The 24539-nt window shown below is 71.7% G+C and carries 27 protein-coding genes; 14 read left to right on the forward strand and 13 right to left on the reverse strand.

What is annotated here, in order from left to right; genetic code table 11:
* Positions 1-34 precede the first annotated feature (34 nt).
* A complete protein-coding gene (locus tag I4J89_RS19435) occupies positions 35-538 on the forward strand; it encodes a hypothetical protein (RefSeq protein ID WP_309238372.1) in 504 nt (167 codons plus the stop codon).
* On the opposite strand, the gene I4J89_RS19440 is transcribed toward I4J89_RS19435, so the two are convergent.
* Genes I4J89_RS19440 through I4J89_RS19450 form a run of 3 tightly spaced genes read right to left on the reverse strand, consistent with a single transcriptional unit; the run spans position 535 to position 3108 of the window.
* Positions 535-1017 (reverse strand): hypothetical protein, encoded by a 483-nt coding sequence (locus I4J89_RS19440; RefSeq protein ID WP_196415397.1) that lies wholly within the window; start codon positions 1015-1017, stop codon positions 535-537. The two genes, I4J89_RS19435 and I4J89_RS19440, sit on opposite strands and share 4 nt — an antisense overlap.
* A gap of 32 nt (positions 1018-1049) precedes the next feature.
* Positions 1050-2501 (reverse strand): aminopeptidase P family protein, encoded by a 1452-nt coding sequence (locus tag I4J89_RS19445; RefSeq protein WP_196415398.1) that lies wholly within the window; start codon positions 2499-2501, stop codon positions 1050-1052.
* A 34-nt stretch (positions 2502-2535) separates the two neighbouring features.
* Positions 2536-3108: a superoxide dismutase family protein gene (locus I4J89_RS19450; RefSeq protein ID WP_196415399.1), complete on the reverse strand. Its 573-nt coding sequence runs from the start codon at positions 3106-3108 to the stop codon at positions 2536-2538.
* A 128-nt stretch (positions 3109-3236) separates the two neighbouring features.
* On the opposite strand from I4J89_RS19450, the gene I4J89_RS19455 reads away from it, so the two are divergent.
* The gene (locus tag I4J89_RS19455; RefSeq protein ID WP_196415400.1) at positions 3237-4175 is read left to right on the forward strand and encodes a carbohydrate kinase family protein; all 939 of its coding nucleotides are present in this window, start codon (positions 3237-3239) and stop codon (positions 4173-4175) included.
* Positions 4176-4348: 173 nt separating this feature from the next.
* Here the strand turns inward: I4J89_RS19455 and I4J89_RS19460 are convergent, their stop codons facing one another.
* Genes I4J89_RS19460 through I4J89_RS19475 form a run of 4 tightly spaced genes read right to left on the reverse strand, consistent with a single transcriptional unit; the run spans position 4349 to position 7194 of the window.
* Positions 4349-4741: a thioesterase family protein gene (locus tag I4J89_RS19460; RefSeq protein ID WP_196415401.1), complete on the reverse strand. Its 393-nt coding sequence runs from the start codon at positions 4739-4741 to the stop codon at positions 4349-4351.
* A gap of 9 nt (positions 4742-4750) precedes the next feature.
* Complete coding sequence (locus I4J89_RS19465; RefSeq protein ID WP_373688143.1) at positions 4751-6436, reverse strand: PH domain-containing protein; 1686 nt, start codon at positions 6434-6436, stop codon at positions 4751-4753.
* Positions 6433-6945 (reverse strand): PH domain-containing protein, encoded by a 513-nt coding sequence (locus I4J89_RS19470; protein WP_196415402.1) that lies wholly within the window; start codon positions 6943-6945, stop codon positions 6433-6435. The genes I4J89_RS19465 and I4J89_RS19470 overlap by 4 nt, the downstream gene beginning before the upstream one ends.
* 9 nt (positions 6946-6954) lie before the next feature.
* A complete protein-coding gene (locus I4J89_RS19475; RefSeq protein WP_196415403.1) occupies positions 6955-7194 on the reverse strand; it encodes a hypothetical protein in 240 nt (79 codons plus the stop codon).
* Between the two features lie 313 nt (positions 7195-7507).
* On the opposite strand from I4J89_RS19475, the gene I4J89_RS19480 reads away from it, so the two are divergent.
* From I4J89_RS19480 to I4J89_RS19490, 3 genes are all read left to right on the forward strand, one after another.
* Positions 7508-8731: an AAA family ATPase gene (locus tag I4J89_RS19480; protein ID WP_196415404.1), complete on the forward strand. Its 1224-nt coding sequence runs from the start codon at positions 7508-7510 to the stop codon at positions 8729-8731.
* Positions 8732-8807: 76 nt separating this feature from the next.
* Positions 8808-9797, forward strand: coding sequence for a DUF58 domain-containing protein (locus I4J89_RS19485; RefSeq protein ID WP_196415494.1), 990 nt, complete (start codon positions 8808-8810; stop codon positions 9795-9797).
* Complete coding sequence (locus I4J89_RS19490) at positions 9794-10744, forward strand: VWA domain-containing protein (RefSeq protein WP_196415405.1); 951 nt, start codon at positions 9794-9796, stop codon at positions 10742-10744. The genes I4J89_RS19485 and I4J89_RS19490 overlap by 4 nt, the downstream gene beginning before the upstream one ends.
* 354 nt (positions 10745-11098) lie before the next feature.
* Here the strand turns inward: I4J89_RS19490 and I4J89_RS19495 are convergent, their stop codons facing one another.
* Both I4J89_RS19495 and I4J89_RS19500 read right to left on the reverse strand, forming a co-directional pair.
* A complete protein-coding gene (locus I4J89_RS19495) occupies positions 11099-11743 on the reverse strand; it encodes a response regulator (RefSeq protein ID WP_196415406.1) in 645 nt (214 codons plus the stop codon).
* A complete protein-coding gene (locus tag I4J89_RS19500; protein ID WP_309238374.1) occupies positions 11740-12819 on the reverse strand; it encodes a sensor histidine kinase in 1080 nt (359 codons plus the stop codon). The genes I4J89_RS19495 and I4J89_RS19500 overlap by 4 nt, the downstream gene beginning before the upstream one ends.
* 209 nt (positions 12820-13028) lie before the next feature.
* Between I4J89_RS19500 and fabG the strand changes: the two genes are divergently transcribed.
* The 5 genes from fabG to I4J89_RS19525 are packed head-to-tail and all read left to right on the forward strand — an operon-like array spanning position 13029 to position 16779.
* Positions 13029-13733, forward strand: coding sequence for a beta-ketoacyl-ACP reductase (gene fabG / locus I4J89_RS19505; protein ID WP_196415407.1), 705 nt, complete (start codon positions 13029-13031; stop codon positions 13731-13733).
* 47 nt (positions 13734-13780) lie between these two features.
* Positions 13781-14548 carry an enoyl-ACP reductase FabI gene (gene fabI, locus I4J89_RS19510; protein WP_196415408.1) on the forward strand — a complete coding sequence of 256 codons (768 nt, stop codon included), beginning with the start codon at positions 13781-13783 and terminating at the stop codon, positions 14546-14548.
* 20 nt (positions 14549-14568) lie between these two features.
* Entirely contained in the window at positions 14569-15597 is a 1029-nt protein-coding gene (locus I4J89_RS19515) for a ferrochelatase (RefSeq protein ID WP_196415409.1), read from the forward strand.
* Entirely contained in the window at positions 15597-16376 is a 780-nt protein-coding gene (locus I4J89_RS19520; protein ID WP_196415410.1) for an HAD-IIA family hydrolase, read from the forward strand. The genes I4J89_RS19515 and I4J89_RS19520 overlap by 1 nt, the downstream gene beginning before the upstream one ends.
* Positions 16366-16779 (forward strand): NUDIX hydrolase, encoded by a 414-nt coding sequence (locus I4J89_RS19525; RefSeq protein ID WP_196415411.1) that lies wholly within the window; start codon positions 16366-16368, stop codon positions 16777-16779. The genes I4J89_RS19520 and I4J89_RS19525 overlap by 11 nt, the downstream gene beginning before the upstream one ends.
* Positions 16780-16839: 60 nt before the next feature.
* Here the strand turns inward: I4J89_RS19525 and I4J89_RS19530 are convergent, their stop codons facing one another.
* Entirely contained in the window at positions 16840-17346 is a 507-nt protein-coding gene (locus I4J89_RS19530; protein WP_196415412.1) for an NUDIX domain-containing protein, read from the reverse strand.
* Positions 17343-18125 carry an Rv1486c family protein gene (locus I4J89_RS19535; protein ID WP_196415413.1) on the reverse strand — a complete coding sequence of 261 codons (783 nt, stop codon included), beginning with the start codon at positions 18123-18125 and terminating at the stop codon, positions 17343-17345. Before I4J89_RS19535 ends, I4J89_RS19530 begins: the two co-directional genes overlap by 4 nt.
* A gap of 90 nt (positions 18126-18215) precedes the next feature.
* Between I4J89_RS19535 and I4J89_RS19540 the strand changes: the two genes are divergently transcribed.
* Positions 18216-19022, forward strand: a complete 807-nt coding sequence (locus tag I4J89_RS19540) for a DUF3097 domain-containing protein (RefSeq protein ID WP_196415414.1) — start codon at positions 18216-18218, stop codon at positions 19020-19022.
* Here the strand turns inward: I4J89_RS19540 and pdxR are convergent.
* A complete protein-coding gene (gene pdxR, locus I4J89_RS19545; protein ID WP_309238383.1) occupies positions 19003-20448 on the reverse strand; it encodes a MocR-like pyridoxine biosynthesis transcription factor PdxR in 1446 nt (481 codons plus the stop codon). The genes I4J89_RS19540 and pdxR overlap by 20 nt on opposite strands.
* 41 nt (positions 20449-20489) lie before the next feature.
* On the opposite strand from pdxR, the gene I4J89_RS19550 reads away from it, so the two are divergent.
* Entirely contained in the window at positions 20490-21407 is a 918-nt protein-coding gene (locus tag I4J89_RS19550) for a DMT family transporter (protein WP_196415415.1), read from the forward strand.
* A 35-nt stretch (positions 21408-21442) separates the two neighbouring features.
* On the opposite strand, the gene I4J89_RS19555 is transcribed toward I4J89_RS19550, so the two are convergent.
* Positions 21443-22747, reverse strand: a complete 1305-nt coding sequence (locus tag I4J89_RS19555) for a serine hydrolase domain-containing protein (RefSeq protein WP_196415416.1) — start codon at positions 22745-22747, stop codon at positions 21443-21445.
* Positions 22748-22855: 108 nt separating this feature from the next.
* On the opposite strand from I4J89_RS19555, the gene I4J89_RS19560 reads away from it, so the two are divergent.
* Both I4J89_RS19560 and I4J89_RS19565 read left to right on the forward strand, forming a co-directional pair.
* Positions 22856-23305, forward strand: coding sequence for an NfeD family protein (locus tag I4J89_RS19560; RefSeq protein ID WP_196415417.1), 450 nt, complete (start codon positions 22856-22858; stop codon positions 23303-23305).
* Positions 23306-23337: 32 nt separating this feature from the next.
* On the forward strand, positions 23338-24462 hold the full coding sequence (locus I4J89_RS19565) for an SPFH domain-containing protein (protein ID WP_196415418.1): 1125 nt from the start codon (positions 23338-23340) through the stop codon (positions 24460-24462).
* Positions 24463-24539 lie beyond the last annotated feature (77 nt).

A 24539-nucleotide genomic window follows, 5' to 3' on the forward strand; every position in this document is an offset into this window, starting at 1 on the left:
GCCGAGGAGCGGCGGCCGGGGAGCGGAGGTCGTGGTGCGGGTCGAGCGTGCCCTGGGAGCGTTGCTACTGGTGGGGCTGGCCAGCGGCTGCACATCGTCCAATCCGGAGGAGAAGCCCTCGTTCACGGACCCTTCGGTGGCACCGTCGGTGAGGGCGTCCGCGCCGGCCTGGACCGAGCCGGCAGCCTATTCGTACGCGCTGGCCTTCGGGTGTGACGAGAGCGCACCGTTCGGCCGCTACCAGGTGACCGTGTCCGGCGGGGCGGTGACGAAGTCCGAGCGGGTCGGCGGGTCGGCGCTGCCGTCGGCGTCCGCGGCGGTCGACCTGGGACCGGTCACCGGACAGGAGGGCGAGGAGATCGAGGTGCCGACCCTCGGCCAGCTGACCGAGATGGCGCGGACCGCTACCGAGGACGGCGCCGAGGTGAACACCACGTTGGACACGGCCGACGGCCACCCGGTGAAGGTGACCATCAACGTGACCGACACCCCGGACGGCGCGCAGTGCTGGACGATCTCGGACTACCGGACGAGCTAGTCCGGCATGTGACCGAGCAGGTCCAGCAGCATCACCAGGAAGAAGTTCGCGCCGGTGCCGAAGGCCGCGGCGAGCGCGTAGCCGATCGCCAGGTCGGTGGCCTTGGCCGTGATCCTGGCGTCCGGCTCCCAGTCCACCCGGACCACGCCGTCAACGATCTTGAAGTCACCCAGCCGGAAGCCGTCCCGGTGCAGCCGGCTGGTCTCCGGGTCCTTGGGCCGCAGCAGGTACTCCGCGCCATCGTGGATCGCCCGCACCTTGTACGACCCGCGCGTGTACCGCCCCGCGCGGGGCCGCAGGACCGCCGGCACGCCGTCGACCAGCATTGTCAGGTGACGCCGGTCCCGGGTGCCGATCGGCACGTGCTTGCGAGCCGCCGGGTCGCCGATCCTCTCGATCACGACGATCCCGCCGGCCCGGACCAACACCCGGCCGTCGGTCACCTCGACATCGACCGGCGTCTCCTGAAGATCCTCCATGCACGGAGTGTGCCGGAGCGGGGCAACCGGCGTCAGCCGGGCAGGCGCGGCCCGGCCTCACGCTGCGCGGCCAGCCACTTCTCCACCTCGTCGGAGGACCGCGGCAGGCCGGCCGACAGGTTGCGGCAGCCGTCCGCGGTCACCAGAACGTCGTCCTCGATCCGGACGCCGACGCCGCGCAGCTCCGCCGGGACCAGCTCGTCCTCGGCCTGGAAGTACAGGCCCGGCTCGACGGTCAGCACGTAGCCCTCCTGGAGCTGCCCGTCCCGGTAGGTCTCGCTGCGCGCGTTCGCGCAGTCGTGCACGTCGATGCCGAGCATGTGGCCGAACCCGTGCAGCGTCCAGCGCCGGTAGACGGTGCTCTTCTCGCTCATCGCCTCGTCCACGCTGACCGGCAGCAGGCCCAGGTCGTGCAGCCCCTCGGCGAGCGCCCGCATGCAGGTCCGGTGCACGTCCTTGAAGGCCACACCGGGCTTGATGGCGTCCATCCCGGCCTGCTGCGAGGCGTGCACGATGTCGTAGACCTGCCGCTGGAGCGGGGTGAAGGTCCCGGAGACCGGCACCGTACGCGTCACGTCCGCCGTGTAGAGGTTGTGACCCTCCACACCCATGTCCATCAGCAGCAGCTCGCCCGGCGTGGTGACGCCGGTGTTGCGGATCCAGTGCAGGATCGTCGCGTGCGGCCCGGACCCGACGATCGAGCTGTAGCCGACGTCGTTGCCGTCGTGCCGCGCCCGCAGCCCGAAGACGCCCTCGAGGAGCCGCTCCTTCACGCTGCGGTCGGCCGGCAGGACCCGGGCCACGTCCTCGAAACCGGACACCGTGGCGTCGATCGCGGCCTGCAGCTGAGCGATCTCCCACTCGTCCTTGACCAGCTTGAGCTCGGAGACCACCCGGGCCAGCTCACGGTCGCGGGGCTTCTCCCGGTCCGGCTCGTAGGCCAGGACGGCCCGGTCCACGTTGGCGTCCAGGCCGCGCAGCACCCGGGTCCGGCCCGGCGCCGAGTGGGCCAGAACCGGGCCCAGGGCGCCCAGCGACGCCGTCTCCAGGCCCAGCTCGGTCGACTTCTCGGCGAGCGTGTGCGTACGCCCGATCCAGAGCTCACCGTTGCGATCCCGGAAGAACCGGTCGGTCTCCTTCGAGTTGCGCTCCCGGGTGAAGAGCACCGCGTCGTGACCGGAGCCGCTCGGGCGCAGCACCAGCACGCTGTCCGGGTCGCGATCGCCGGTCAGGTAGAAGAAGTCGCTGCCGGGACGGAACGGGTAGTCGGTGTCGTTCGCTCGCACCTTCTCGTTGCCGCTCGGGATGATCAGCGTCTCGCCGGGGAAGGCCTCGGAGAGCGCTGCCCGGCGCTTCGCGTAGTTGGGCACCTCCGGCAGCGGACCGACCACGAGCGGCTCGTCTCGCCAGCCACTGCGCATGAACTGCAGAAACGCCTCCGGGAAGTCGGGGTCGTGCGACTCCGTCTTGGGCTGCTCCGACATGGGGGGTGCCTCCGTTCTCCGCTCGCCTGCGACGTTACAGCCTCCCGCCGGTCTTCTCGTACGCGGAGACGGCCGTCCGGGTCAGGCAGGCCAGCCGGGCGCCGGCCGTACCCGCCTCGCCGGGTTTGGTGTGCGTGCGCTCGGCGTGCAGGACCATCGACCACGGCGGCCGCGAATTGTTGAAGTGCCACCGCTGCACGCTTGTCGCGCGGCCGGTCCCGTCGGCGCCGGCGGTGAAGTCCAGCCAGACCTCGTTGCGCGGGTTGGCGTACCGCGGGTCGACGGAGGGCTGCACCGGGTCGATCTTGTGCTGGTAGTGCGGGCCGGCCTCGGCCGGCTTGTCGGTGCACGGGTTGACGTGCAGATGGGCGCCGTAGGCCCGGCCGGGCACGAGTCCGGTGACCTTGAGACGGACCGTGGTGCCCTTGACGGTCAGCTTGCCGGTGGCGCCCTCCGGGACCGCGGCGGTGTCATAGGTGACCGCCGGGGTGGCCTCGCTCCAGGCCCGGAAGGTGCCGACGGTGACCGGGCCGGGCTGGTACACCGGAGGCGGCGGTGCCGGTGTGCCGGCGGTCAGTGCGGCGAGAAGCAACAGAAGACTATTCATTCCTAAATCTTGACAAATACGTTTATATCGGGTGGGAGATCGGACGACTCCGGTGCATCGAAGGCGGATGGGAGGCTGTAGCCGGAGACACCGGATGGCACGCTGATGCCGGACGAGAGGGGATCGGCATGGGCTACGCGATGGTGATGGGTGAAGCGCTGATCGACCTGCTCGAAGCGGAGCTCGACGGCGAACTGATCTACCGGCAGGCGATCGGCGGCGCACCGCTCAACGTCGCTGTCGGGGTGGCCCGCCTCGGCGGCGAGGTCCAGTACGCCGGCGCCCTCAGCGACGACGTGCTCGGCGACCGGATCGCGGCTTTTCTGCGCGACACCGGGGTCGGGCGGACCGGCGTGAAACGGGTGCCGGTGCCGACCACGCTCGCGGTCACCACGTTCGAGGGCGCCGAGCCGACCTTCACGTTCTACGGCGAGCCGCCCTCGTACGCACTGCTCGGCCCGGACGACCTGGATCTCGCCGCGGTCGGCGGCGCCGCCGTCCTCTACACCGGGTCCATCTGCCTGCTCCGGGAGCCGTTCCGGGCGGCGGCCCGCGCCGCCTGGGCGACGGCCGGCCCGGTACGCGTCTTCGACCCCAACGTGCGGCCCACCCTGCTGCCGGACGCTGCCGCCACCGACGCGCTCCGCGACCTCGTCGAGGAGTTCTTCGCCACCGCCGACCTGGTCAAACTCAGCGCCGCCGACGCGGTGCTGCTCTACGGCGAGCACGACCCGGCCGCTGCGGCGGACCGGATCCGCGGCCTGGGCGCCGGCGCGGTGGTCGTCACCTGCGGCTCGAAGGGCGCGCACGTCGCCTCCGCGGACGGCGCCGCCATGCTGCCGGCACCGTCGGTGGCCGCGATCGACGCCACCGGCGCCGGCGACTCGGTGATGGGCGCCCTCATCCGCCGCCTCCTCGACGACGGCCTGCCCGCCGACCTCGCCGGCTGGCAGCGCCACGTGCGCTTCGCGCTCGCCGTCGCCGGCCTGGTCTGCGAACGCAAGGGCGGCGCCACCGCCATGCCCACCCCGGCTGAACTCACGGCCCGCTGGGGCGCCCTTCTCTGAGCACACCGGTGGTCGAGGCCGGCATTCCGGTCCCGCTCATTCGGGGTACGCGTTTCCGCAGTCCCGCCATTTCGAGATCGCCCCCGGGCTCCCACGCGGCCGGGTGCCCACCCCCGGGCCCCAGCGCGACCGCCGGGCCCGGGCAGGCCGTCGCGCTCAACCCCCGCCAGGGGTCAGTCGCCGAGTGCTCGGGCGATGAACTGCTGCCGGTCCAGCACCACCCGCTCGATCCGGACCTCGGCGACAAGCGTCTCGCCGTCGTGGACGGCGACCTCGAACAGGAGTTTCCGCCCGTCCACCTTGGTCAGCGTGGCCTGCGCGGTGACCCGGCGCCCGACCAGGGTGGGCGCCCGGTGCTCGATCTCGGCTCGGCTGCCGACCGTGGTGACGCCGCCGGGAAGCTGCCGGGCGGTCGCCGCCACGGTCGCGGTTTCGGCCAGGGCCAGCACCCGGGGCGTACCCAGGACCGGCACGTCACCGGAACCGAGGGACTGGGCGGTGTCGGCGTCGGTGACCGTCAACTCGACCCGGGCGCTGAGACCGGGCGCGAACTCCGGAAGCTCCATTGGCAAAGCTTATGACGGCGAAGGCCGCTGCCAGTACGCCTCATCGTCCGGCGCACCCGGCCCGGAGGGCGGGTACCAGCCCGCCGGCGCGATGGCACCCGGCGCGACGGCACCCGGCGGGACGGGGGCCGGGGGCGAGGCGGAGGCGACCGGAACCGGCGGCGGTGTGGCTGGGCCGGTTGCCGGGGGTGCGGTGGTCAGGCCGCGGGCCTGGCGGGCGCGGACGGCCAGCTGCTCGGCCAGTGCCCACGCTTCGGCCAGGTCGCGATCACGGGCAATTCCGGCGCGGCCGCCGGCGGTGTCCGCGTAGACGGTGGCCAGACCGAGCCGGCGTTGCAGCGGGCCCTGCACGACCCGGACGCTCTGCAACCGGGCGTACGGCACCATGCTCAACTCCCGCGTGACCCGGCCCCACCGGCTGACGAAGACGTCCGGCGTGAGCCCGGCACCGTGGAACCGCAGAGCGAACGGGTGCAGCCAGCGGGCCCGGGCCGGCGGCGGGGAGGTGGCGAGGGTGGCCAGGTCGACACCGGGCAGCACGGCCGCGACCAGGGCGCGGGCGGTGCCGATGTCGCCGACCGGCATCAGGCGGTCGGAGCTCTTGTCGTCGCCCGGTTCCGGGCCGGAGTAGCCGGCGATGTCGAGGCGCAGGTTGAGCCAGCGCTTCCGGCGCCAGAGCAGCGGCCAGATGACGCGTACCGTCTGCACGCGGTGCAGCGGCACCACCTGGTTGCGGGTCTCGAGCAGGCCGTAGTGCAGCACCAGCCGCCGGTCCTGGTCGTGTGCGGCCCGGAAGTTCCAGTCCTGCAGGACCCGGCGGATCGGCTGGAGGAGCACACCGGCCATCGCGGTCACCGTGCTGGCGATGCCGATGAACGTCCACGAGCCTTCCATCAGGAACTGGGTGCTCACCCAGGCGATGCCGACCGGCAGGAAGAGCGCCTGCGGCGTCAGCAGCTGGCTGATCAGCAGATCCTGGTTGCGGACCCGGTAGAGCGGGGCCTCGGCGGGTGGCGCGGCGGCGTGCGCCGCCGGGTCCGCGGTGGTCGCGCCGGGATGCGGAGCCGGGGTACGCCCGGACAACGCGAGCAGCCGCTCCCGGAGGATCGCGGCTTCCCGGACCGTGAGGTAGGCCAGCGGCGCCTCGGTCTTGCCGCCGCCGACCACTTCCAGGCGGAGCTCGGCCAGCCCGGTGAGCTGGGCGAGCAGCGGGCGGCGCAGCTCCACCGCCTGGAGCCGGTCGAGCGGGATGGCCCGGTTGCGACGCCACACCAGGCCTTCGGCGATCCGGAGTTCACGGCCGACCACGTGATACCCGGTGTTCCACCAGCCGACCGCCGAGAAGATCACCACGCCGACGGCCAGCACCGCCACCACGATGGCGAAGTGTGCCGCGCCGAGCTGCCCGTAGGTCTGCCAGGAAAGGGCGGCGATGATCACCACGATGCTCTTGGCGCCGTTCAGCAGCGGGCTGAGCGGGTGCAGCCGCTGCCGGCTCTCCAGCCCGGCCGCCGCAGCCGGTGGTGGCTCACCAGGCGCGTCACCGGGTGCGGCGGCCACCGGCAACGGCTGCGGAGATTGCGGAGCACCGGAGTAGGGCTGGCCGGGATGCGGGTGCCCGGCGGGAGCGGCCCATTCGGGCGGCTGGGAACCCGGCGGGGGTGGCGTGGCAGGCGGGTAGCCGGGGCTGCTCACAGGCCCTCGGCCCGGTCCTCGCCGAGGGCGGTCAGCCGGTCCCGCAGGCGGGACGCCTCGTCCGGCGGCAGCCCGGGGATCCGGGCGTCGCTCGCCGCGGCGGCGGTGTGCAGCTGGACGGTGGCCAGCCCGAACGCGCGCTCCAGCGGGCCCGCGGTGACGTCGACGTACTGCATCCGCGCGTACGGAACGATGGACAGGTGGCGGACCAGGAGCCCGTGGCGGACCAGCAGGTCCTTGTCGCGTTCCGCGTACCCCCAGGCACCGACCGCGCGGGCCTCGATCACCGCGCGCCAGACGCCCAGCAGGACCACCGCGGCGATCGCGATCGGCCACCAGGACTGGCCGCCGATCACCCAGCCGACGCTGAGCCCGGCCACCAGGAAGGCGATCCAGGCGCCCAGCCCGATCAGCTCGACGATGATCAGCTTCGGGGAGACGGGGCGCCACGCGACCGTGTCCGGCCACGGTTCGAGGGCATCGACAACGGTACGGGACGGCTCGCTCACATCTGAAGCCTAGGAGATGACGGCATCTCCCGCCGCAGTGAAGGGTTTGACCTCACGCAGGAAACCACGCGCGTCGAGGAAGGAACCGAGCGTCTCGCGGTGATCGACGCAGGCCAGCCAGGTTTTGCGGTACTCCGGGGTGTGCAGTTTCGGATTGTTCCAGAGCAGCTGCCAGGCGGCCGCCGCACGGCAGCCTTTGGCCGAGCACTGGGGCTGGAGCACCGCGGGGGAGAACAGATCCTCGACCATGCCGGAAAGCCTACGGCTGGGAGTTGATGAGCGCCGGGCGGCCACGGGGGAAGCCGCCCGGCGACGAGCCAAATGCTACACGGTTCCCGGGTTCGCGTATCCACCCGGTGACCGTGCCCGATCCGGCGGATCGCGCAGAAAGATCAACACGACCGGCCTATGGCGTGCGGGACGACGGCGGTAACCCCGGGTTGCGACGATGGTGAGGGCACCGGCTCCTAGCAACCTCTCAGCCGTGTGCTGTTGTGTGTCGTGTAAGTCTTGAACGTCGGCATCCGCGCCGGCGCATCACGACCGTTGTGGAGGACGACCGGTGGCGCAGCCGAGCATGCCCGAGACCGAGACCAGTCCCGACGCCGGAGCGCCGGTGCCGCACGCGCAGGACCCGTCACAGCTGGATCGGACGACGTCCGTCCCGCCCGCGCAGGACGCGTCCCAGCTGGAGCGGGCGATGTTCGAGGTGAAGAGGGTCATCGTCGGGCAGGACCGGATGGTCGAGCGGATGTTCATCGCGCTGCTGGCGCGCGGCCACTGCCTGCTCGAGGGCGTGCCCGGCGTGGCCAAGACACTCGCCGTGGAGACCCTGGCCAAGGTGGTCGGCGGCACGTTCTCCCGGGTGCAGTTCACCCCGGACCTGGTTCCGGCGGACATCGTGGGTACCCGGATCTACCGGCAGTCCAGCGAGAATTTCGACGTCGAGCTCGGCCCGGTGTTCGTCAACTTCCTGCTCGCCGACGAGATCAACCGGGCACCGGCCAAGGTGCAGTCGGCGCTGCTCGAGGTGATGGCCGAGCACCAGGTGTCGATCGGCGGCAAGAGCTATGAGGTGCCGGACCCGTTCCTGGTGATGGCCACGCAGAACCCGATCGAGCAGGAGGGCGTCTACCCGCTGCCGGAGGCCCAGCGCGACCGCTTCCTCATGAAGATCCTGGTCGGCTACCCGACCGACAGCGAGGAGCGGGAGATCGTCTACCGGATGGGGGTGAGCGCGCCGGAGCCGAAGCAGGTCTTCACCCCGGAGGACCTGCTCGCCCTGCAGCGCCGCGCCGACCAGGTCTTCGTGCACAACGCGCTCGTCGACTACACGGTCCGGCTGGTGCTCGCCACCCGGGCGCCCGCGCAGCACGGTCTGCCCGACGTCGCCCAGCTGATCCAGTACGGTGCCAGCCCGCGCGCCTCGCTCGGCATCGTCCGGGCCACCCGGGCGCTCGCCCTGCTCCGCGGCCGCGACTACGCCCTGCCGCAGGATCTGACCGACGTGGCGCCGGACATCCTGCGGCACCGGCTGGTGCTCAGCTACGACGCGCTGGCCGACGACATCCCGGCCGACCACATCGTGGCCCGGATCATGCAGACCGTCCCGATGCCGTCGGTCGCCGCCCGGCAGGGCGCCTCGCCGAACGGGCAGCACGGCGCCGCGGTGATCCCGGGCGCGCCGCCGCCCGGTGGTGTGCAGCCGACCAGCGGTGTCCCGGCCGGCGGCTTCGACAACCGCCAGCCCTATCCGCAGGCCGGCGGCTGGCACGGCCAGCCATGACCCGTCGGACCGGGCCGGGCCGCTCCGGCCGCGATCAGGCGCACGAGGCGTCGCCGTGACCACGCCGGGCTCCGCGATGCCCCTGGCCCCGGACGAGTCGGCTCGGGCCGAGGCGGTGCTCGGGCGCCTGCAACTGCTGGTCACCCGTAAGCTGGACGGCCTGTTGCAGGGCGACTACGCGGGTCTGCTGCCCGGGCCGGGCTCCGAGGCGGGGGAGTCGCGGGAGTACCGGCCGGGTGACGACGTGCGCCGGATGGACTGGCCGGTGACCGCGCGTACCACGCAGCCGCATGTGCGCCGGACCGTGGCGGACCGGGAGCTGGAGACGTGGCTGGCGGTCGACCTGTCGGCCAGCCTGGACTTCGGCACGGCACGCTGGCTGAAACGGGATCTGGTGATCGCCGCCTCGACCGCGATCGCGCATCTGACTGTCCGCGGCGGCAATCGGATCGGCGCGGTGGTCGGCACCGGCTCCGGCGTACCGGAGAAGGGTGGAAGCGCGAGTTGGTGGCGCCGCAAGGCGGCGACGGCGCCCGACCCGGTGGCCGGCCCGGTGGTCCGCCTGCCGGCGCGGCCCGGCCGCAAGGAGGCGCAAGGGTTGCTGCGGGCGATCGCCCGCACCCGGATCCGTCCGGGGCGCGCCGACCTGGGCGAGCTCATCGACATGCTGAACCGGCCGCCGCGGCGGCGCGGCGTCGCCGTGGTGATCTCCGACTTCCTGGCGCCGGTGGAGGGCTGGGCCCGTCCGGTGCGCAAACTGGCGGTACGCCACGACGTGCTCGCGATCGAGGTGGTCGACCCGCGCGAGCTGGAACTTCCCGACGTCGGCGTGCTGACCCTGGCCGACCCGGAGACCGGCGCGCTGCACGAGGTGCAGACCTCCGATCCGAGACTGCGACAGCGGTACGCCGAGGCGGCGGGGGAGCAGCGGGCCGCGATCGCCCGGTCGCTGCGTGCCGCCGGCGCGGCTCACCTGCGGTTGCGCACCGACACCGACTGGCTGCTCGACATGGTCCGCTTCGTGGCCGCTCAACGCCACGCCCGTACCCGAGGGACCACACGATGATCCGTTTCCTGGAACCTTGGTGGCTGCTGACGATCCTGCCGGTCCTGGCCATGGCCGGCGTCTACGTCTGGCGGCAGTTCCGCAAGCGTCAGTACGCGATGCGCTTCACCAACGTCGACCTGCTGCGCACCCTGGCGCCGAAGGGCCTGGGCTGGCGCCGGCACATCTCCGCCGCCGCGTTCCTGCTGATGCTGGGTGCGCTGGCGGCCGCGACCGCTCGTCCGTCGGTCGACACCGAGCAGCCCCTCGAACGGGCCACGGTGATGCTGGCCATCGACGTGTCGTTGTCGATGCAGGCCGATGACGTGGCGCCGAGCCGGATCGAGGCGGCGCAGGAGGCGGCGAAGGCGTTCGTCAGCGAGCTGCCGCCCACCTACAACCTGGGCCTGGTGTCGTTCGCGAAGGCGGCGAACGTGCTGGTCGCGCCGACCAAGGACCGGTCCGCGGTGATCGCCGCGATCGACGGGCTGACCCTGGCCGAGGCGACCGCGACCGGTGAGGCGGTCTTCACCTCGCTGGATGCGATCCGTTCGGTGCCGTCGGACGGCGCGGACGGCGCACCGCCGGCCCGGATCGTGCTGCTCTCTGACGGCTACCGCACGTCGGGGCGGTCGATCGAGGACGCGGCGACCGCGGCCTCCGCGGCCAACGTGCCGGTGTCGACGATCGCGTTCGGCACCGACACCGGGGTGGTGGACATCCGCGGCTCGGTGCAGCGGGTGCCGGTGGACCGGCTCTCCTTGCAGGAGCTGGCGGAGCAGACCAAGGGCTTCTTCTACGAGGCCGCCTCGGTCAGCGAGCTGAAGAAGGTGTACGAGGACATGGGCAGCTCGATCGGGCATCGGACCGAGCCGCGCGAGGTGACGCAGTGGTACGCCGCGGTCGGCCTGCTGCTAGGGCTAGTCGGCGCGACGATGAGCCTGCTCTGGACGTCCCGGCTGCCTTAGGGCGTGCGGCGGACGAACACTTCAGGGCGTGTTGTGGGCGAGCACGAACAGCACGACCACCCACGCCGACAGCAGGGTGAAACCGAGGGGCGCGACGAAGTTCTTCATAGTGAGACCGACTTCCGCTGGTGACTGGACTGAACGAGGTCAGGGTCACGTCGCGGCCGGAGAACCCGCGCAGGGCTGAGCCTTGTGGAAGCACGCGCGGGAGAGAGAACGGGTCAGCGATGCTGACGAGTGTCCCGGCCGCGACTAGGAGGATCGCTATCTCGCACAGCGATCACCTCCGCGAAGTCGTCGGGCCTGAGAACCGTCTGGGAGCGTACTCCTTAAGCGGCGCTTAAGAAAATCGGGTCACTCTCCAGCGGCAACAAGTCCGGTTTCGTAGGAGAAGACCACTGCCTGCGCGCGGTCCCGCAGGTTGAGCTTGGTCAGGATCCGGCCGATATGGGTCTTCACGGTCTGCTCGGCCACCACCAGGTCCGCGGCGATCTCCTGGTTGGACCGGCCGCGGGCGATCAGCCGCAGCACGTCGGTCTCGCGGGGGGTGAGCGCGTTGAGCGCCACCGGACGGGGCCGGTCGCGGTGTGGCCGGGCGGCGAACTCGGCGATCAGCCGCCGGGTGACTGACGGCGCCAGCAGGGCCTCGCCGGCCGCCACCACCCGGACCGCGTGCACCAGGTCGGCGGCCGGCGCGTCCTTGAGCAGGAAACCGCTGGCACCGGCCCGCAGCGCCTCGTAGACGTAGTCGTCCAGGTCGAAGGTGGTGAGGATGAGCACCTTGGGCCCGGTGATCCGCCGGGTCGCCTCCAGGCCGTCCATCACCGGCATGCGTACGTCCATCAGCACGACGTCCGGCCGTAGCTCGCGTGCCGCCTCGACGGCCGCCGCCCCGTCCGCCGCGTCGCCGACGACCAGCAGGTCGGGCTGGGCGCCGAGCAGCGCGCCGAACCCCTGCCGCACCATGGCCTGGTCGTCCGCGATCAAGATCTTGATCATTTCGCCTCCGCCTGCCGGGGAATCCGTGCCGTGATCCGGTAGCCGCCGTCGCCGTCCGGGCCCGCGGTCAGTTCACCACCGAGCAGTGTGACCCGCTCGCGCATCCCGACCAGGCCGTGCCCGGTTCGGCCGGTGCGTACCGGGCCGGTCAGCTCGTTGCGGATGTCCAGCTCCAGCTGATCCCGGTCGGCGCGAGCCACCAGCCGCACCGGGCCGCCGGGCGCGTGCCGCGCCGCGTTGGCGAGCGCTTCCTGCACTATCCGGTACGCGGTGAGCCCGACCGCCTCGGGCAGGTCCGTCAGCTCCGGCAGTTCGGTGGTGACCGGGAGGCCGGCCCGCCGCGCGGTGGTGACCAGTCCGGCGATCTCGGCGTACCCCGGTTGTGGCTCTTTCTCGGCCTCGGCCTGCTCGGCCCGCAGCACGCCCAGCAGGCGCCGCATGTCGGTGAGCGCCGCCCGGGCGGCGGTCGCGATCGACGCCAGCTCCTGCTTCGCCTGCTCGGGCAGACCCTCCAGCCGGTACGGAGCGGTCTCCGCCTGCACCGCGATCATCGACATGTGGTGCGCCACCACGTCGTGCATCTCCCGGGCGATCCGGGCCCGCTCCTCCAGCACGGCCCGCCTGGCCTGCTCCAGTTCGGTGATCTCGGTGAGCTCGCGGGCCCGCCGCCGCCGGGAAATGATGTCGCCGAGCGCGGCGACCGCGACGACCAGCATCGCGGCGCCCCAGGCGTTGGCATACGGAGCGAACAGGAAGACCGGGATCAGGCTGAGCACGGTGGCCCAGACCGTGACCATGGACTCGTTGGTCGCCGCCAGCCGGGCGAGGACGAGGAGGAACCCGACGATCAGGACGCTGTTCCACGGCCAGGACTGATGCGGGTCCGCCCCGATCACGCCGGCGAACATCATCAGGAAAGCCAGTCGCCAGGCCATCACCGGCCATCGGTAGGCGACGATCACCGGCAGCACCGAGCCGGCCGCGATGATCCCGGCCACGGCGGTCGGCAAGCTCCAGGTGTCCTCCAGTTGTTCGTTCGCGGCGAACGCCAGTCCGACGAGTGCGGCCAGCAGCACCGGGAGGACGTGCCTGCGCCGGCGGGCCGGTGGCCTCGGTGTTTCCCTCTTTAACGTTAGGTAAGTCAGCGGCCCCATCACTCCGCCGTGCGACTCAGGGCCGATAGTCTCCATTCCGAGCAGGTTACGGCGCGTGTGTGCGGCTGTCGTGACCCTGCGGTGCCACCCGGCACCCCCTACCTGGGTACGACCTGACGAAGGAGTGCGTTGTGGCTCGCACCGTTCTGGTGACCGGCGGAAATCGCGGAATCGGCCTGGCCATCGCCCAGGCGTTCGTGAAGCAGGGTGACCGGGTCGCCGTGACCCACCGCGGCACCGGCGCCCCGGAGGGCATGTTCGGTGTGCAGTGCGACATCACCGACTCGTCCGCCGTCGACGCCGCCTTCACGTTCGTGGAGAACGAGCTGGGGCCGGTGGAGGTGCTGGTCGCCAACGCCGGGATCACCGACGACACGCTGCTGATGCGGATGAGCGAGGAGCAGTTCGAGCGGGTCCTCGACACCAACCTGACCGGCGCCTTCCGGTGCGCGAAGCGGGCCAGCGCGAAGATGCTGCGCGCCCGCTGGGGCCGGATGATCTTCATTTCCTCGGTCGTCGGCCTGTACGGCGGTCCCGGCCAGGTGAACTATGCGGCGAGCAAGGCCGGCCTGGTCGGCATGGCCCGTAGCATCACTCGTGAGCTGGGCACCCGCAACATCACCGCGAACGTCGTGGCACCGGGGTTCATCGAGACCGAGATGACCGCCGTCTTGCCCGAGTCGCGGAAGGCCGAGATCATCAAGGCTGTCCCGGCCGGTCGCCTCGCCTCCGCCGACGAGGTCGCGGCGGCGGTGACCTTCCTGGCTAGCGACAGCGCGGCGTACATCTCGGGCGCCGTGATTCCCGTCGACGGTGGCCTTGGTATGGGCCACTGAAGTTTCCGAGAATTACGGTTTCAAATAAGCACCTCAGGAGAGAGACCTTGTCTGGATTGCTGGCCGGTAAACGGCTGCTCGTCACCGGGGTGATCACCGACGCCTCGATCGCGTTCTCGGTGGCGAAACTGGCGCAGGAGAACGGCGCCAAGGTGGTGCTCACCGGGTTCGGCCGGCTCTCGCTGGTCGAGCGGATCGCCAAGCGGCTTCCCGAGCCGGCACCCGTCATCGAACTGGACGTCACCAATCAGGAACACCTGGACAGCCTCGCCGACCGGGTCCGCGAGCACGTCGACGGACTGGACGGCGTTGTCCACTCCATCGGCTTCGCTCCGCAGGGCGCCCTGGGCGGCGCGTTCCTGGAGACGTCCTGGGAGGACGTGGCCCAGGCGTTGCAGGTGTCGACGTACTCGTACAAGTCGCTGGCGACCGCGTGCCTGCCGCTGATGCAGGCCGGCGGCTCGATCGTCGGGATGACGTTCGACGCGACCAAGGCGTACCCGCTCTACGACTGGATGGGCGTGGCGAAGGCCGGGCTCGAGTCGGCGTCCCGCTACCTCGCCATGCACCTGGGCAAGCAGGGCATCCGCAGCAACATGGTCTCGGCCGGCCCGCTGCGCACCATGGCCGCCAAGTCGATCCCCGGCTTCAGCGACTTCGAGGACGCCTGGACCCAGCGGGCGCCGCTCGGCTGGAACCTGACCGACCCGGAGCCGACCGCCCGCGCGGTCTGCGCCCTGCTGTCGGACTGGTTCCCGGCCACCACGGGTGAGATGGTGCACGTCGACGGGGGTTACCACGCGCTTGCCGCGTGACCCGGTGGCAGGATGGTCGGGTGGTTTACGACGCGTTCGTCCTGCTCTCCTTCGGTGGACCCGAGAAACCCGATGACGTGATGCCGTTCCTGCGCAACGTGGTGCGCGGGCGCGGCGTTCCGGACGAGCGCCTCGCCGAGGTGTACGAGCACTACATGCACTTCGGCGGGGTCTCCCCGATCAACCAGCAATGCCGGGATCTGCTGGCCGCGCTCGACGCCGAGTTCGCGGCGCACGACGTGCGGCTGCCCACCTACTGGGGCAACCGCAACTGGCTCCCGATGCTCGCCGACACCGTCGCGCGGATGCGTGACGACGGCGTCGAGAACGCGCTCGGTTTCGCGACCAGCGCGTACGGCGGGTACTCGTCGTGCAAGCAGTACTGGGAGGACATTGCCGCGGCCCGCAAGCACGTCGGGCCCGGCGCGCCGCGGATCGCCAAGCTGCGGCAGTTCCACGACCACCCCGGCTTCGTCGAGCCGCACGCGCACGCCGTGAGCGAGGCGCTGGCGACCCTGGACCCGGGCCGGCGGGCCACCACCCGGCTGGTCTTCACCGCGCACTCCATCCCGGTCAGCATGGCGAACACCGCGGGCCCGGACGGCGGCCGGTACACCTCTCAGCTGGAGGAGACCGCCCGGCTGGTGCACGCCATGGCCGCGATGGACGTCGGCTACGACCTGGTCTGGCAGAGCCGGTCCGGCCCGCCGCAGATCCCGTGGCTGGAGCCGGACATCAACGACCACCTGGAAGCCCTCGCCGAGAAGGGCGTCACCGACGTGGTGGTCAGCCCGATCGGTTTCGTCTCCGACCACCTCGAGGTGCTCTGGGACCTGGACAACGAGGCGAAGGACACCGCCGCCCGCCTTGGCCTCGGGTACGCCCGCGCGGCGACCCCCGGCGTACACCCGAAGTTCGTCGCAATGGTGCGGGAACTCGTGCAGGAACGTACCGATGATCACCAGCGCGCCGCCCTCGGTACGCTGCCGACCTGGGACGTCTGCCCCGCGGACTGCTGCCCATCACCCGCGCGACGAGGAGCACCCTGATGAAGGAGCGCAAGGCGATCGAGAGCTGGCTCACCGACATGGACGGAGTTCTCGTCCACGAGGGTGAGCCGGTGCCGGGCGCGCCCGAGTTCGTCAACCGGATGAAGTCGTCCGGTAAGCCCTTCCTGATCCTCACCAACAACTCCATCTACACCCCCCGCGACCTGCAGGCCCGGCTCTACCGGATGGGTTTCGACGTCGACGAGCAGTCGATTTGGACGGCCGCGCTGGCCACCGCCCAGTTCCTGGCCGACCAGCGGCCCGGCGGTACGGCGTATGTCATCGGTGAGGCCGGTCTGACGACCGCTATGCACGCCGCCGGTTACGTGCTGACCGAGTTCGACCCGGACTACGTGGTGCTCGGCGAGACCCGCACCTACAGCTTCGAGGCGATCACCAAGGCGATCCGCCTGATCAGCGCCGGGTCCCGCTTCATCTGCACCAACCCGGACGCCACCGGCCCGTCCAACGAGGGCCTGCTCCCGGCGGCCGGCTCGGTCGCCGCGATGGTCTCCAAGGCGACCGGCGTGAAGCCGTACTTCGTCGGCAAGCCGAACCCGATGATGATGCGCTCGGCGCTCAACGCGATCGGCGCGCACAGCGAGACCACCGCGATGATCGGCGACCGGATGGACACCGACGTGCTCTGCGGGCTGGAGGCCGGGCTGGAGACCATCCTGGTGCTCACCGGGATCAGCAGCCGGATGGAGAGCGAGACGTACCCGTACCGGCCGTCGCGCATCGTCAACTCGGTCGCCGACCTGATCGATGAGATCTGAATCCATGCCGGTGGTGGTGGCCGCGGCCTGGGTCTGCGTCCGTGACCGGCGGGTCCTGGTGGTCCGGCCGAACGGCTCGGACGCCTTCTACCTGCCGGGCGGCAAGCCGGAGGCTGGGGAGAGCCACGCCGAGGCCGCGGCCCGGGAGGTGCGCGAGGAGGTCGGCATCCCGGTCGACCCGGCCACCCTGCGGCTGTTCACCACGATCGAGGCGCCCGCGCACAACCGGCCACCGGGCACCCGGGTGCGCCTGATCTGCTTCGTCGGCCCGGCCGACGGAGAGCCGGCGGCCGCCGCCGAGATAACCGAGCTGGCCTGGTTCTCGTCCGCCGAGGCCCACCGCTGCGCCCCCGCCATCCAGCGCCTCCTCACCGAGCTCGTTGACGCCGGCCTGATCGACTGACGGTCAGTCGGCCCGAACCAGACGGGCGTCGGTGAGGATCACGGGGACATCCCGGGCTGATCAAAGACCCCGAGCCGCCTCGGTGAACCAGCGGGTGGCGATCGCGGTGTGGATGCTGAAGCCCAGCTCCGTGGGGCCGTAGAGGATCTCGCGGCCCATTGCCTCCTGGTTCGCCGGGAGCGGCGGCAGCGCGGCCGCGCCGGCCAGCGGCGGGAGGAGGGCGAAGACGAGCAGGGTGCCGTCCGGGGCGCTGATCGTGGCGTAGTGGCGTGCCTTCGCCGGGTCGGCCACCAGGCCGGTCTCCTCGAAGAGCTCGCGGACCGCTGCGGCCTGCCAGGTCTCGCCGACGTCGATGAAACCGCCCGGCAGGGCGAGCCGGCCGATGGCCGGTGGGATGCCGCGGCGTACCGCCAGCAGGCCGCTGCCGACCGGCTGGACGGCGACCGCGACCGGGCTCGGATTGAGGTAGCTGGTCTCGCCGCACGCCGCGCATCGGCGCGGCCACGGCTGGCCGGCGGGAAACCGCGCACCGCAGTACGTGCAGTGCGCGTACCGATCCTGCTTCACGGATGCAGCGGTGCGTTACATGCCGCGACCAGCGCCTGGCGGCAGGCGGCGGTCAGCGGGCGCAGGGCCGCGTCCCGGGCCTGCGCCTCGTAGCCGTTGACCGCGCCGCCCGGTGCACTGCTGCCGGCCAATGCCAGCACCTGGTCGAGCACGGTGGCCCGGGCGAAGAGTCGCCGTGAGCGTGGGTCGAAGCCGGGCGGCAGGGTGGCGGTGCTCTCCGGCCGGCGCAGGGCGGCCAGCGCGCCGGCCAGCTCCGGTTTCCACTGGGCGACGTCCAGCTTGGTCAGCTGGGTGGTGGCCTCGGCGAGCGCGGTGGTCAGCTCGGCCTCCGCCTCGGCGGCGCCCATCTGGAAGACCGGCCGGTGCTCGGGTGCCGGGAACACCCGCCAGAGCACGGTCTCGAACTCCATCCCGGATCCGGACGTGTGCCGCCGGACCTCGGGCACGACCCCGAACTCGGGCGTCATGACCGCCTCGCCGGCGAGCAGCGCGGCACCGGTCAGATCGCCGGGACCGGGCAGGCCGCGGGGGTCGCCGGGGGCCGGAAGCACGAGCCGGATCTGATCGGGATGCAGCTTCGCGAAGGTCGGCAGGCCCTGGGGGAGAGGTACGTCGGTCCAGGTGCCGGGGGCATCGGCGACGAGGTGCTCCTCGTCGGCGGCGATCTCGTCGGCCAGCTCGTCGAAGGGCACGAGCCCGGCGCGCCAGGCTCGCACCCAGGCCACGAACCGGGTGGACCGACGGGCGGTCCGGGTGGCCGCCTCAGCTGCGGGTGACATGCGGCCTAGGGTACGTGCCGGTGCGGAAGGTTGTCTCGGCTCGGAGCGTCACCGGCGGTGTGTTCGTGGTCGCGGGTTACCGTGCGATCCATGTATGGGGAGGATGTGCTCGCGGGGAACTGGCGTCGCCGCAAGGTCATACCGGAGGTGGACGCCGAGGCTGGGCTGGTGGTGGAGGACGCCGGTTCGGGTTTCTGCGGCGCGGTCGTCGGCTTCGAGCTGGGCGCCGTGGTGCTGGAGGACCGGCACGGCAAACGCCGTAATTTCCCGCTGGAGCCGGCCGCGTTCCTGCTCGACGGCAAGACGGTCACCCTGCGCCGCCCGGCTCCGAAAGCGACGCCCGCGCAGCGCCGGATCACCGCCTCCGGGTCGATCGCGGTCGACCGGGTGCAGGCGCAGGTCGCCAAGGCCAGCCGGATCTGGGTGGAGGGCATCCACGACGCCGCCCTGGTGGAGCGGATCTGGGGTGACGACCTGCGGGTCGAGGGCGTGGTCGTGGAACCGCTGGACGGCATCGACGACCTGGCGGCCGCGGTCGCCGAGTTCCGGCCCGGTCCGCGGCGGCGGCTCGGTGTGCTCGTCGACCATCTGGTGCCGGGCTCCAAGGAGAGCCGCATCGTGGCCGCGGTGACCGATCCGAACGTGCTGGTCACCGGGCATCCGTATGTGGACGTCTGGCAGGCGGTGAAGCCGGAACGGGTGGGCCTGCGCGCGTGGCCGGTCATTCCGCCGGGGCGGCCGTGGAAGGAGGGCGTCTGCGCCGCGGCCGGCGTCCGCGAGCCGGCCGACATGTGGCGCCGCATCCTGGCCTCGGTCCGCACCTACAAGGACGTCGAGACCCCCTTGATCAACTCGATGGAACGCTTGATCGACTTCGTCACGGTCCTGGACGACTGAGGACGCGGCCGATGCGGGCGGCGGCCTCGATGAGGCGGTCCGGGGACTCCGCGGCATATCCCAGGACCAGGCCCGGCGGTCCCGGCCGCTGGCGGTGCCAGCTGAGTGGATGCACCTGTACGCCGCAAGCCGCGACCCGTTCGGCCAGGACGGTGTCGTCGCCGTCCCCGGGCAGCAGGGCCACCAGGTGCAGCCCGGCCGCCACCCCGGTCACCCGGGCCCGCGGCAGGTGGGTGCGCAGCCCGGTCAGGAGCGCGTCCCGCCGCCGCCGCTGGCGGGTCCGCACCGCCCGCAGGTGCCGCTCGTAGTCGCCGGAGGCGATCAGCTCCGCCAGCACCAGCTGTGGCAGCGCCGAATTGCCGAGGTCGCTGGCGTGTTTCGCGGCGAGCAGCTCGGTCTGCATCCGGCGCGGCGCGATCAGCCAGCCCACCCGCATGCCGGGCGCCAGCGATTTCGAGACGCTGCCGAGGTACGCGACGCGCTCCGGCGCCGAACCCTGGAGGGCCGCCACCGGCGCCCGGTCGTAGCGGTGCTCCGCGTCGTAGTCGTCCTCGATCACCAGCCGGGTCTCCGCCCAGCTCAACAGCGCTCGGCGGCGTTCCGGGCCGAGCACCACCCCGGTCGGGAACTGGTGCGCCGGGGTGAGCACGGCCGCGTCCAGACCGGTCGCGATCAGGTCGTCCACCCGCATGCCGTCCCCGTCGACCGGCACGCCCACCGGCCGCAGGCCCCAGAACGCCATCTGATCCCAGGCGCCGCGTGACCCCGGGTCCTCCACCGCGACGGCGTTCCTGCCCTCGCCGCGCAGCACGTGCGCGAGCAGGGCCAGACCCTGCGCCACCCCGCCGCAGATCACCACGTCGTCGGCCTCGGCCCGTACCCCGCGGGTACGCGCCAGCCAGCCCACCAGTTCCGACCGCAACCGTGGCGTGCCGCCCGGGTCGCCGTATCCGAGGTCGGCGCCGGTGACCCGGTCCAGCACCGCCCGTTCGGCCCGCAACCAGGCGGTACGCGGAAACGCCGACAGGTCGGGCACACCCGGCGACAGGTCCAGGTCGATGCCGTCCGGCGCGGAGATCGGCAGCCGCAGTTCGGCCAGCGTGCGCCGCCGGTCACCGGCCGGTCGTGACTCGGCGGCCGCCGGCCCGTGCCCGGTGACCACCGTCCCGGACCCGGTACGCGCACCGGCCAGTCCTTCGTCGACCAGCCGCTCGTAGGCCTGCACCACCACGCCCCGGGAGATGCCGAGTTCGCCGGCGAGCAGCCGGGTGGCGGGCAGCCGGTCGCCGGGTTGTAGCCGCCCGGTGACGACCGCGGCGCGCAGTCCGTCGGCCAGCCAGTCGGTCAGCCCTTTGCCGGGCGCGGTCTCCGGGCGCAGCTGAAGAAAGTCCGAGCCGGAAATTGGTCCACCTCCCCAGGCCTCGATTGGTCCTCGAAACGGACCATACTCGCGACGAGCATCAAGGTGTGAAAGCTCTCCCGATCCTCGCCGGCGCCATCGGCATGGCCTTCGTGGGCGGCAGTGCCGCCGTCTCGGGCCGTCTCGCCGACGCGCCGTACCTCACCGTCCAAAGCCTCCGGTACGCCGTGGCGTGCCTCCTGCTGATCGGCTGGGCCCGGTTGACCCGGGCCAAGCTGCACCGGCCGCGCGGCAGCGAGTGGCTCTGGCTGCTCGGCGTCACGGTCACCGGCCTGCTCTTCTTCAACGTCGCCCTGGTGCTCGGATCGGAGCACGCCGAACCCGCGGTCTTCGGTGTGGCCGTGGCCTGCGTGCCGATCCTGCTCGCGGTCGGTGGCCCACTCCTGGAGGGCCGGAGCCCGGCGTCCCGGGTGACCGCGGCCGCGGTCGTGGTGACCGCCGGTGCCGCCCTGGTGCAGGGAGTAGGCCGCGCCGACGGGATCGGACTGTTCTGGGCCGCCGTGACGTTCGCCTGCGAGGCGGCGTTCACCCTGCTCGCGCTCCCGCTGCTGGGCCGGCACGGTCCGCTGGGCGTGTCGGTGCACACCACCGCGCTGGCCACCGTCCTGTTCGGCGTGGTGGGTGTGGTCGCCGAAGGACCGTCCGCGGTTACCCGTCTGCGCGCCGACGACCTGCTCGCCGGTGCCTATCTGGCGGTGCTGCTGACCGCGGTCGCGTTCCTGCTCTGGTACACCTGCGTCGCCCGCCTCGGCGCGGGCCGGGCCGGGCTGCTCACCGGGGTGGCGCCGATCGCCGCCGCGCTGACCGGCATGGCCCTCGGCGGACCGTCCCCGCGCCCGCTGGTCTGGCTCGGAATCGCCACCGTCGCCGCCGGCCTGGCCCTCGGCCTCACCGCCCGCCCGCCCCGCCCCACCCACCCCCAGCCCAACGTGGGCGCTGCCTCCGAGCCTGCGATGCAGCACTGACGTTGGGCCAGAGGCGGGGCGGGAACGCGTACGTCTCAGGCCAGGTGGGATGGCTCGCGGCGGTAGATGAAGGTCGCGATGTCCAAATGATCCACCTTGCCGTCCGGATCGCGGCCGAGCAGAAGGATCTCGCCCTCGTTGTTGCCCTCGAGGCCGCGCCAGCGGTCCGGGGCCTCGCGGGCGAAGCGGGTGCGATGCTGGGGCCCGGTCATCAGCAGGGCGTCACCCTCGGCGCTGATCTCGTATTCGCGGCCCATCCGCCACCAGCGGCCGCACACCTCGGCGGCCTCGCCCTGCGGCGGCACGGGCGGACGCCAGGCCGGGATGGTCGACGGTTCGCCGTCCAGCACGGTGGTCAGCGTGGCCAGGCTGACCTCCTTGATGCTGGTCCCGGTGAGGCCGTAGGCGTTGGCGAAGACGATGACGCCGATCCGGCTGCGGCGGTGGACCGCCAGATGCGCGACGTAGCCCGGCATCGAGCCGCCGTGGCCGACGTAGACGCGTTCGCCGACCCGGTAGAGCTGGGGGCCCAGGCCGTGTCCGGCGGTCCACGACTCGAGATCGCTGATCACCACCGGGGCGCACATCTCGTCGACGGTCTCCCGGGCCAGCACGGCCGGAGCCGGGTCGGCGAGGAAACCGGCCCACTTCGCCATGTCGGTGACGGTTGACCAGAGCTGCCCGGCCGGGGCCATGGCACCGGTGTCCGGGCGGGGTTCCTCGTGCAGGGCGCCACCCAGGGCGTGCACCACGTAGCCGCGGGCGAACGGCTCGACCGGTGCGTAGGTGGTGCGCTTCATGCCGAGCGGATCCAGGACGCGCTTGCCGGCCAACTCCGCCCAGCTCTGCCCGGTCACCCGTTCCAGCACCGCGCCGAGCAGCCCGTATGCCAGATTGGAGTAGCGGTAGCGGCGGTACGGCGGGCCGGCCAGCTTCTCGTAGGTCAACTCGGCGAGCAGCTTGCCGGCGTCACCGCCGGCGTTGCGCTCCCACCACGGCCCGTCCGGCTCGCGCTGAAGGCCGGAGACGTGCCCGAGCAACTGGCGCAGGGTCACCCCACCGATCGGAGTACCTGGCAGATGCCGGTAGAGCAGGTCGTCGAGGGCGAAGAAGCCCTCGTCACGCAGTTGCATCACCAGCGTCGCGGTGATCGTCTTGGTGATCGAGCCGAGCCGGTACTGGGTCTTCGGGTCCGGCCGGGGTTGCTCTCCGGCGCCCGCGAAGTGCAGCACCGCACGGTCACGGACCACCGCGCACGCGAGCGAGGGCACCCGGCCGGTGGACTGTGCCCGGGCGATCATCTCATCGATCCGGCGGCCGGTCTCCGGAAGCAGCGACACGGTGGGTCCCTCCTGTGGCGAACTCGTGGGTCTAACTGTTCGACGTCGATTCGGGTACGCCGCATTCTGGCGTCGCTGAACGTGCGCGGACGTGCCACGATCGTGGATGTGGACGCCTTACTCTGGATCATCCTCGCGATCGCCCTGGTGATCGCCGAGGCCTTCACCGCGACGATTCTCATCGTCTTCTTCGCCGCCGGCGCCGCCGGTGCGGCGATCGCCGCCGGGCTCGGCGCCTCGGTGTTGGTTCAGGTCATCGTGTTCGCGCTGGTCTCCGGTGTGTCGGTGGCAGCGGTCCGCCCGATCGTCATGCGGCACGCGCGATCCGCCCTGGAGTCGGGCGAGACACCGTTCGGGATCGAGGCGATCGAGGGGTCGCGCGGCACGGTCGTGGACGAGGTCGGTGCCGACCACGGCATGATCAAACTTGACGGAGAGCTGTGGCAGGCACGGGCGTACGACGGCAATGAGACGTTCCTCCCCGGTGAGCATGTTCGGGTCGTCAAGGTCCGTGGCGCCACGGTCCTGGTCTGGCACGACGACCTTCCCGACGTCTAGGTAGTACCCGTCACGAGCAACTGAGAGGCGTCATGGAAGTCATCATCCTGGTCCTCGTCATAGCCATCGCGGTCTTCGCGGTGACCACCCTGGTGCGCTCCGTCCGGATCGTCCCGCAGCAGCGGATGGACGTCGTGGAGCGGCTGGGCAAGTACAAGCGCACCCTGTCGCCGGGGCTCAACCTGCTGGTCCCGTTCGTCGACGCGGTGCGTACCAAGGTCGACATGCGGGAGCAGGTGGTCTCGTTCCCCCCGCAGCCCGTGATCACCTCGGACAACCTGGTCGTCTCGATCGACACCGTGCTCTACTTCAAGGTGGTCGACCCGGTCCGGGCCACCTACGAGATCTCCCATTTCCTTCAGGCGATAGAGCAACTGACCGTCACCACCCTGCGTAACGTGATCGGCTCGCTCGACCTGGAGCGTGCGCTGACCAGCCGCGATCAGATCAACAAGCACCTGTCCAGCGTGCTGGACGAGACCACCGGCCGGTGGGGCATCAAGGTCACCAGGGTCGAGCTCAAGGCCATCGAGCCGCCGCCCAGCATCCGCGACTCGATGGAGAAGCAGATGCGCGCCGAGCGGGAGCGCCGCGCCACCATCCTCAACGCCGAGGGCCACAAGCAGGCCGCGATCCTCACCGCCGAGGGTGAGAAGCAGGCCGCGGTGCTGCGCGCCGACGGTGACCGGCAGTCCCGCATCCTGCAGGCGGAGGGCCAGGCCAAGGCGATCCGGACCGTCTTCGACGCGATCCACCAGGCCAACCCGTCGCAGAAGGTGCTGGCGTACCAGTACCTCCAGTCCCTGCCGCAGATCGCCAACGGCTCGGCGAACAAGGTGTGGATCGTGCCGACCGAGCTGACCAAGGCCCTCGAGGGCCTCGGCGGCGCGCTCGGTGGTCTGGCGAGCATGGCCGGTGACCTGCCCACATCGTCCATCGACTCGGGCGCCGTCGAGCGTGAGGCCCAGGCGGCCGCCGAAGCCGCCGAGGCCGAGGCGCGGCGGGTGGGCGCAGAGGTACGCGCGGCCGAGGCCGAGGTGAGCGGCCAGGACGACCCCGCCGCGCTCCCGGCGGCCGGGCGGGCCACCGTTATCCCGCCGGCGTCCGCGCTGGGCAGCGCCGACTACCACGAGACGAACCGCATCGAGAAAGCCTGACCTTTCCGGCAGGGCCGGTCCCATATCGGGGCTGGCCCTGCCGGTTTTGTGGTATCCGCCACATGCATCGCGGATGT

It is taken from the genome of Actinoplanes aureus (assembly GCF_015704865.1).
In the GTDB taxonomy this organism is placed as follows: Bacteria; Actinomycetota; Actinomycetes; order Mycobacteriales; family Micromonosporaceae; genus Actinoplanes; species Actinoplanes aureus.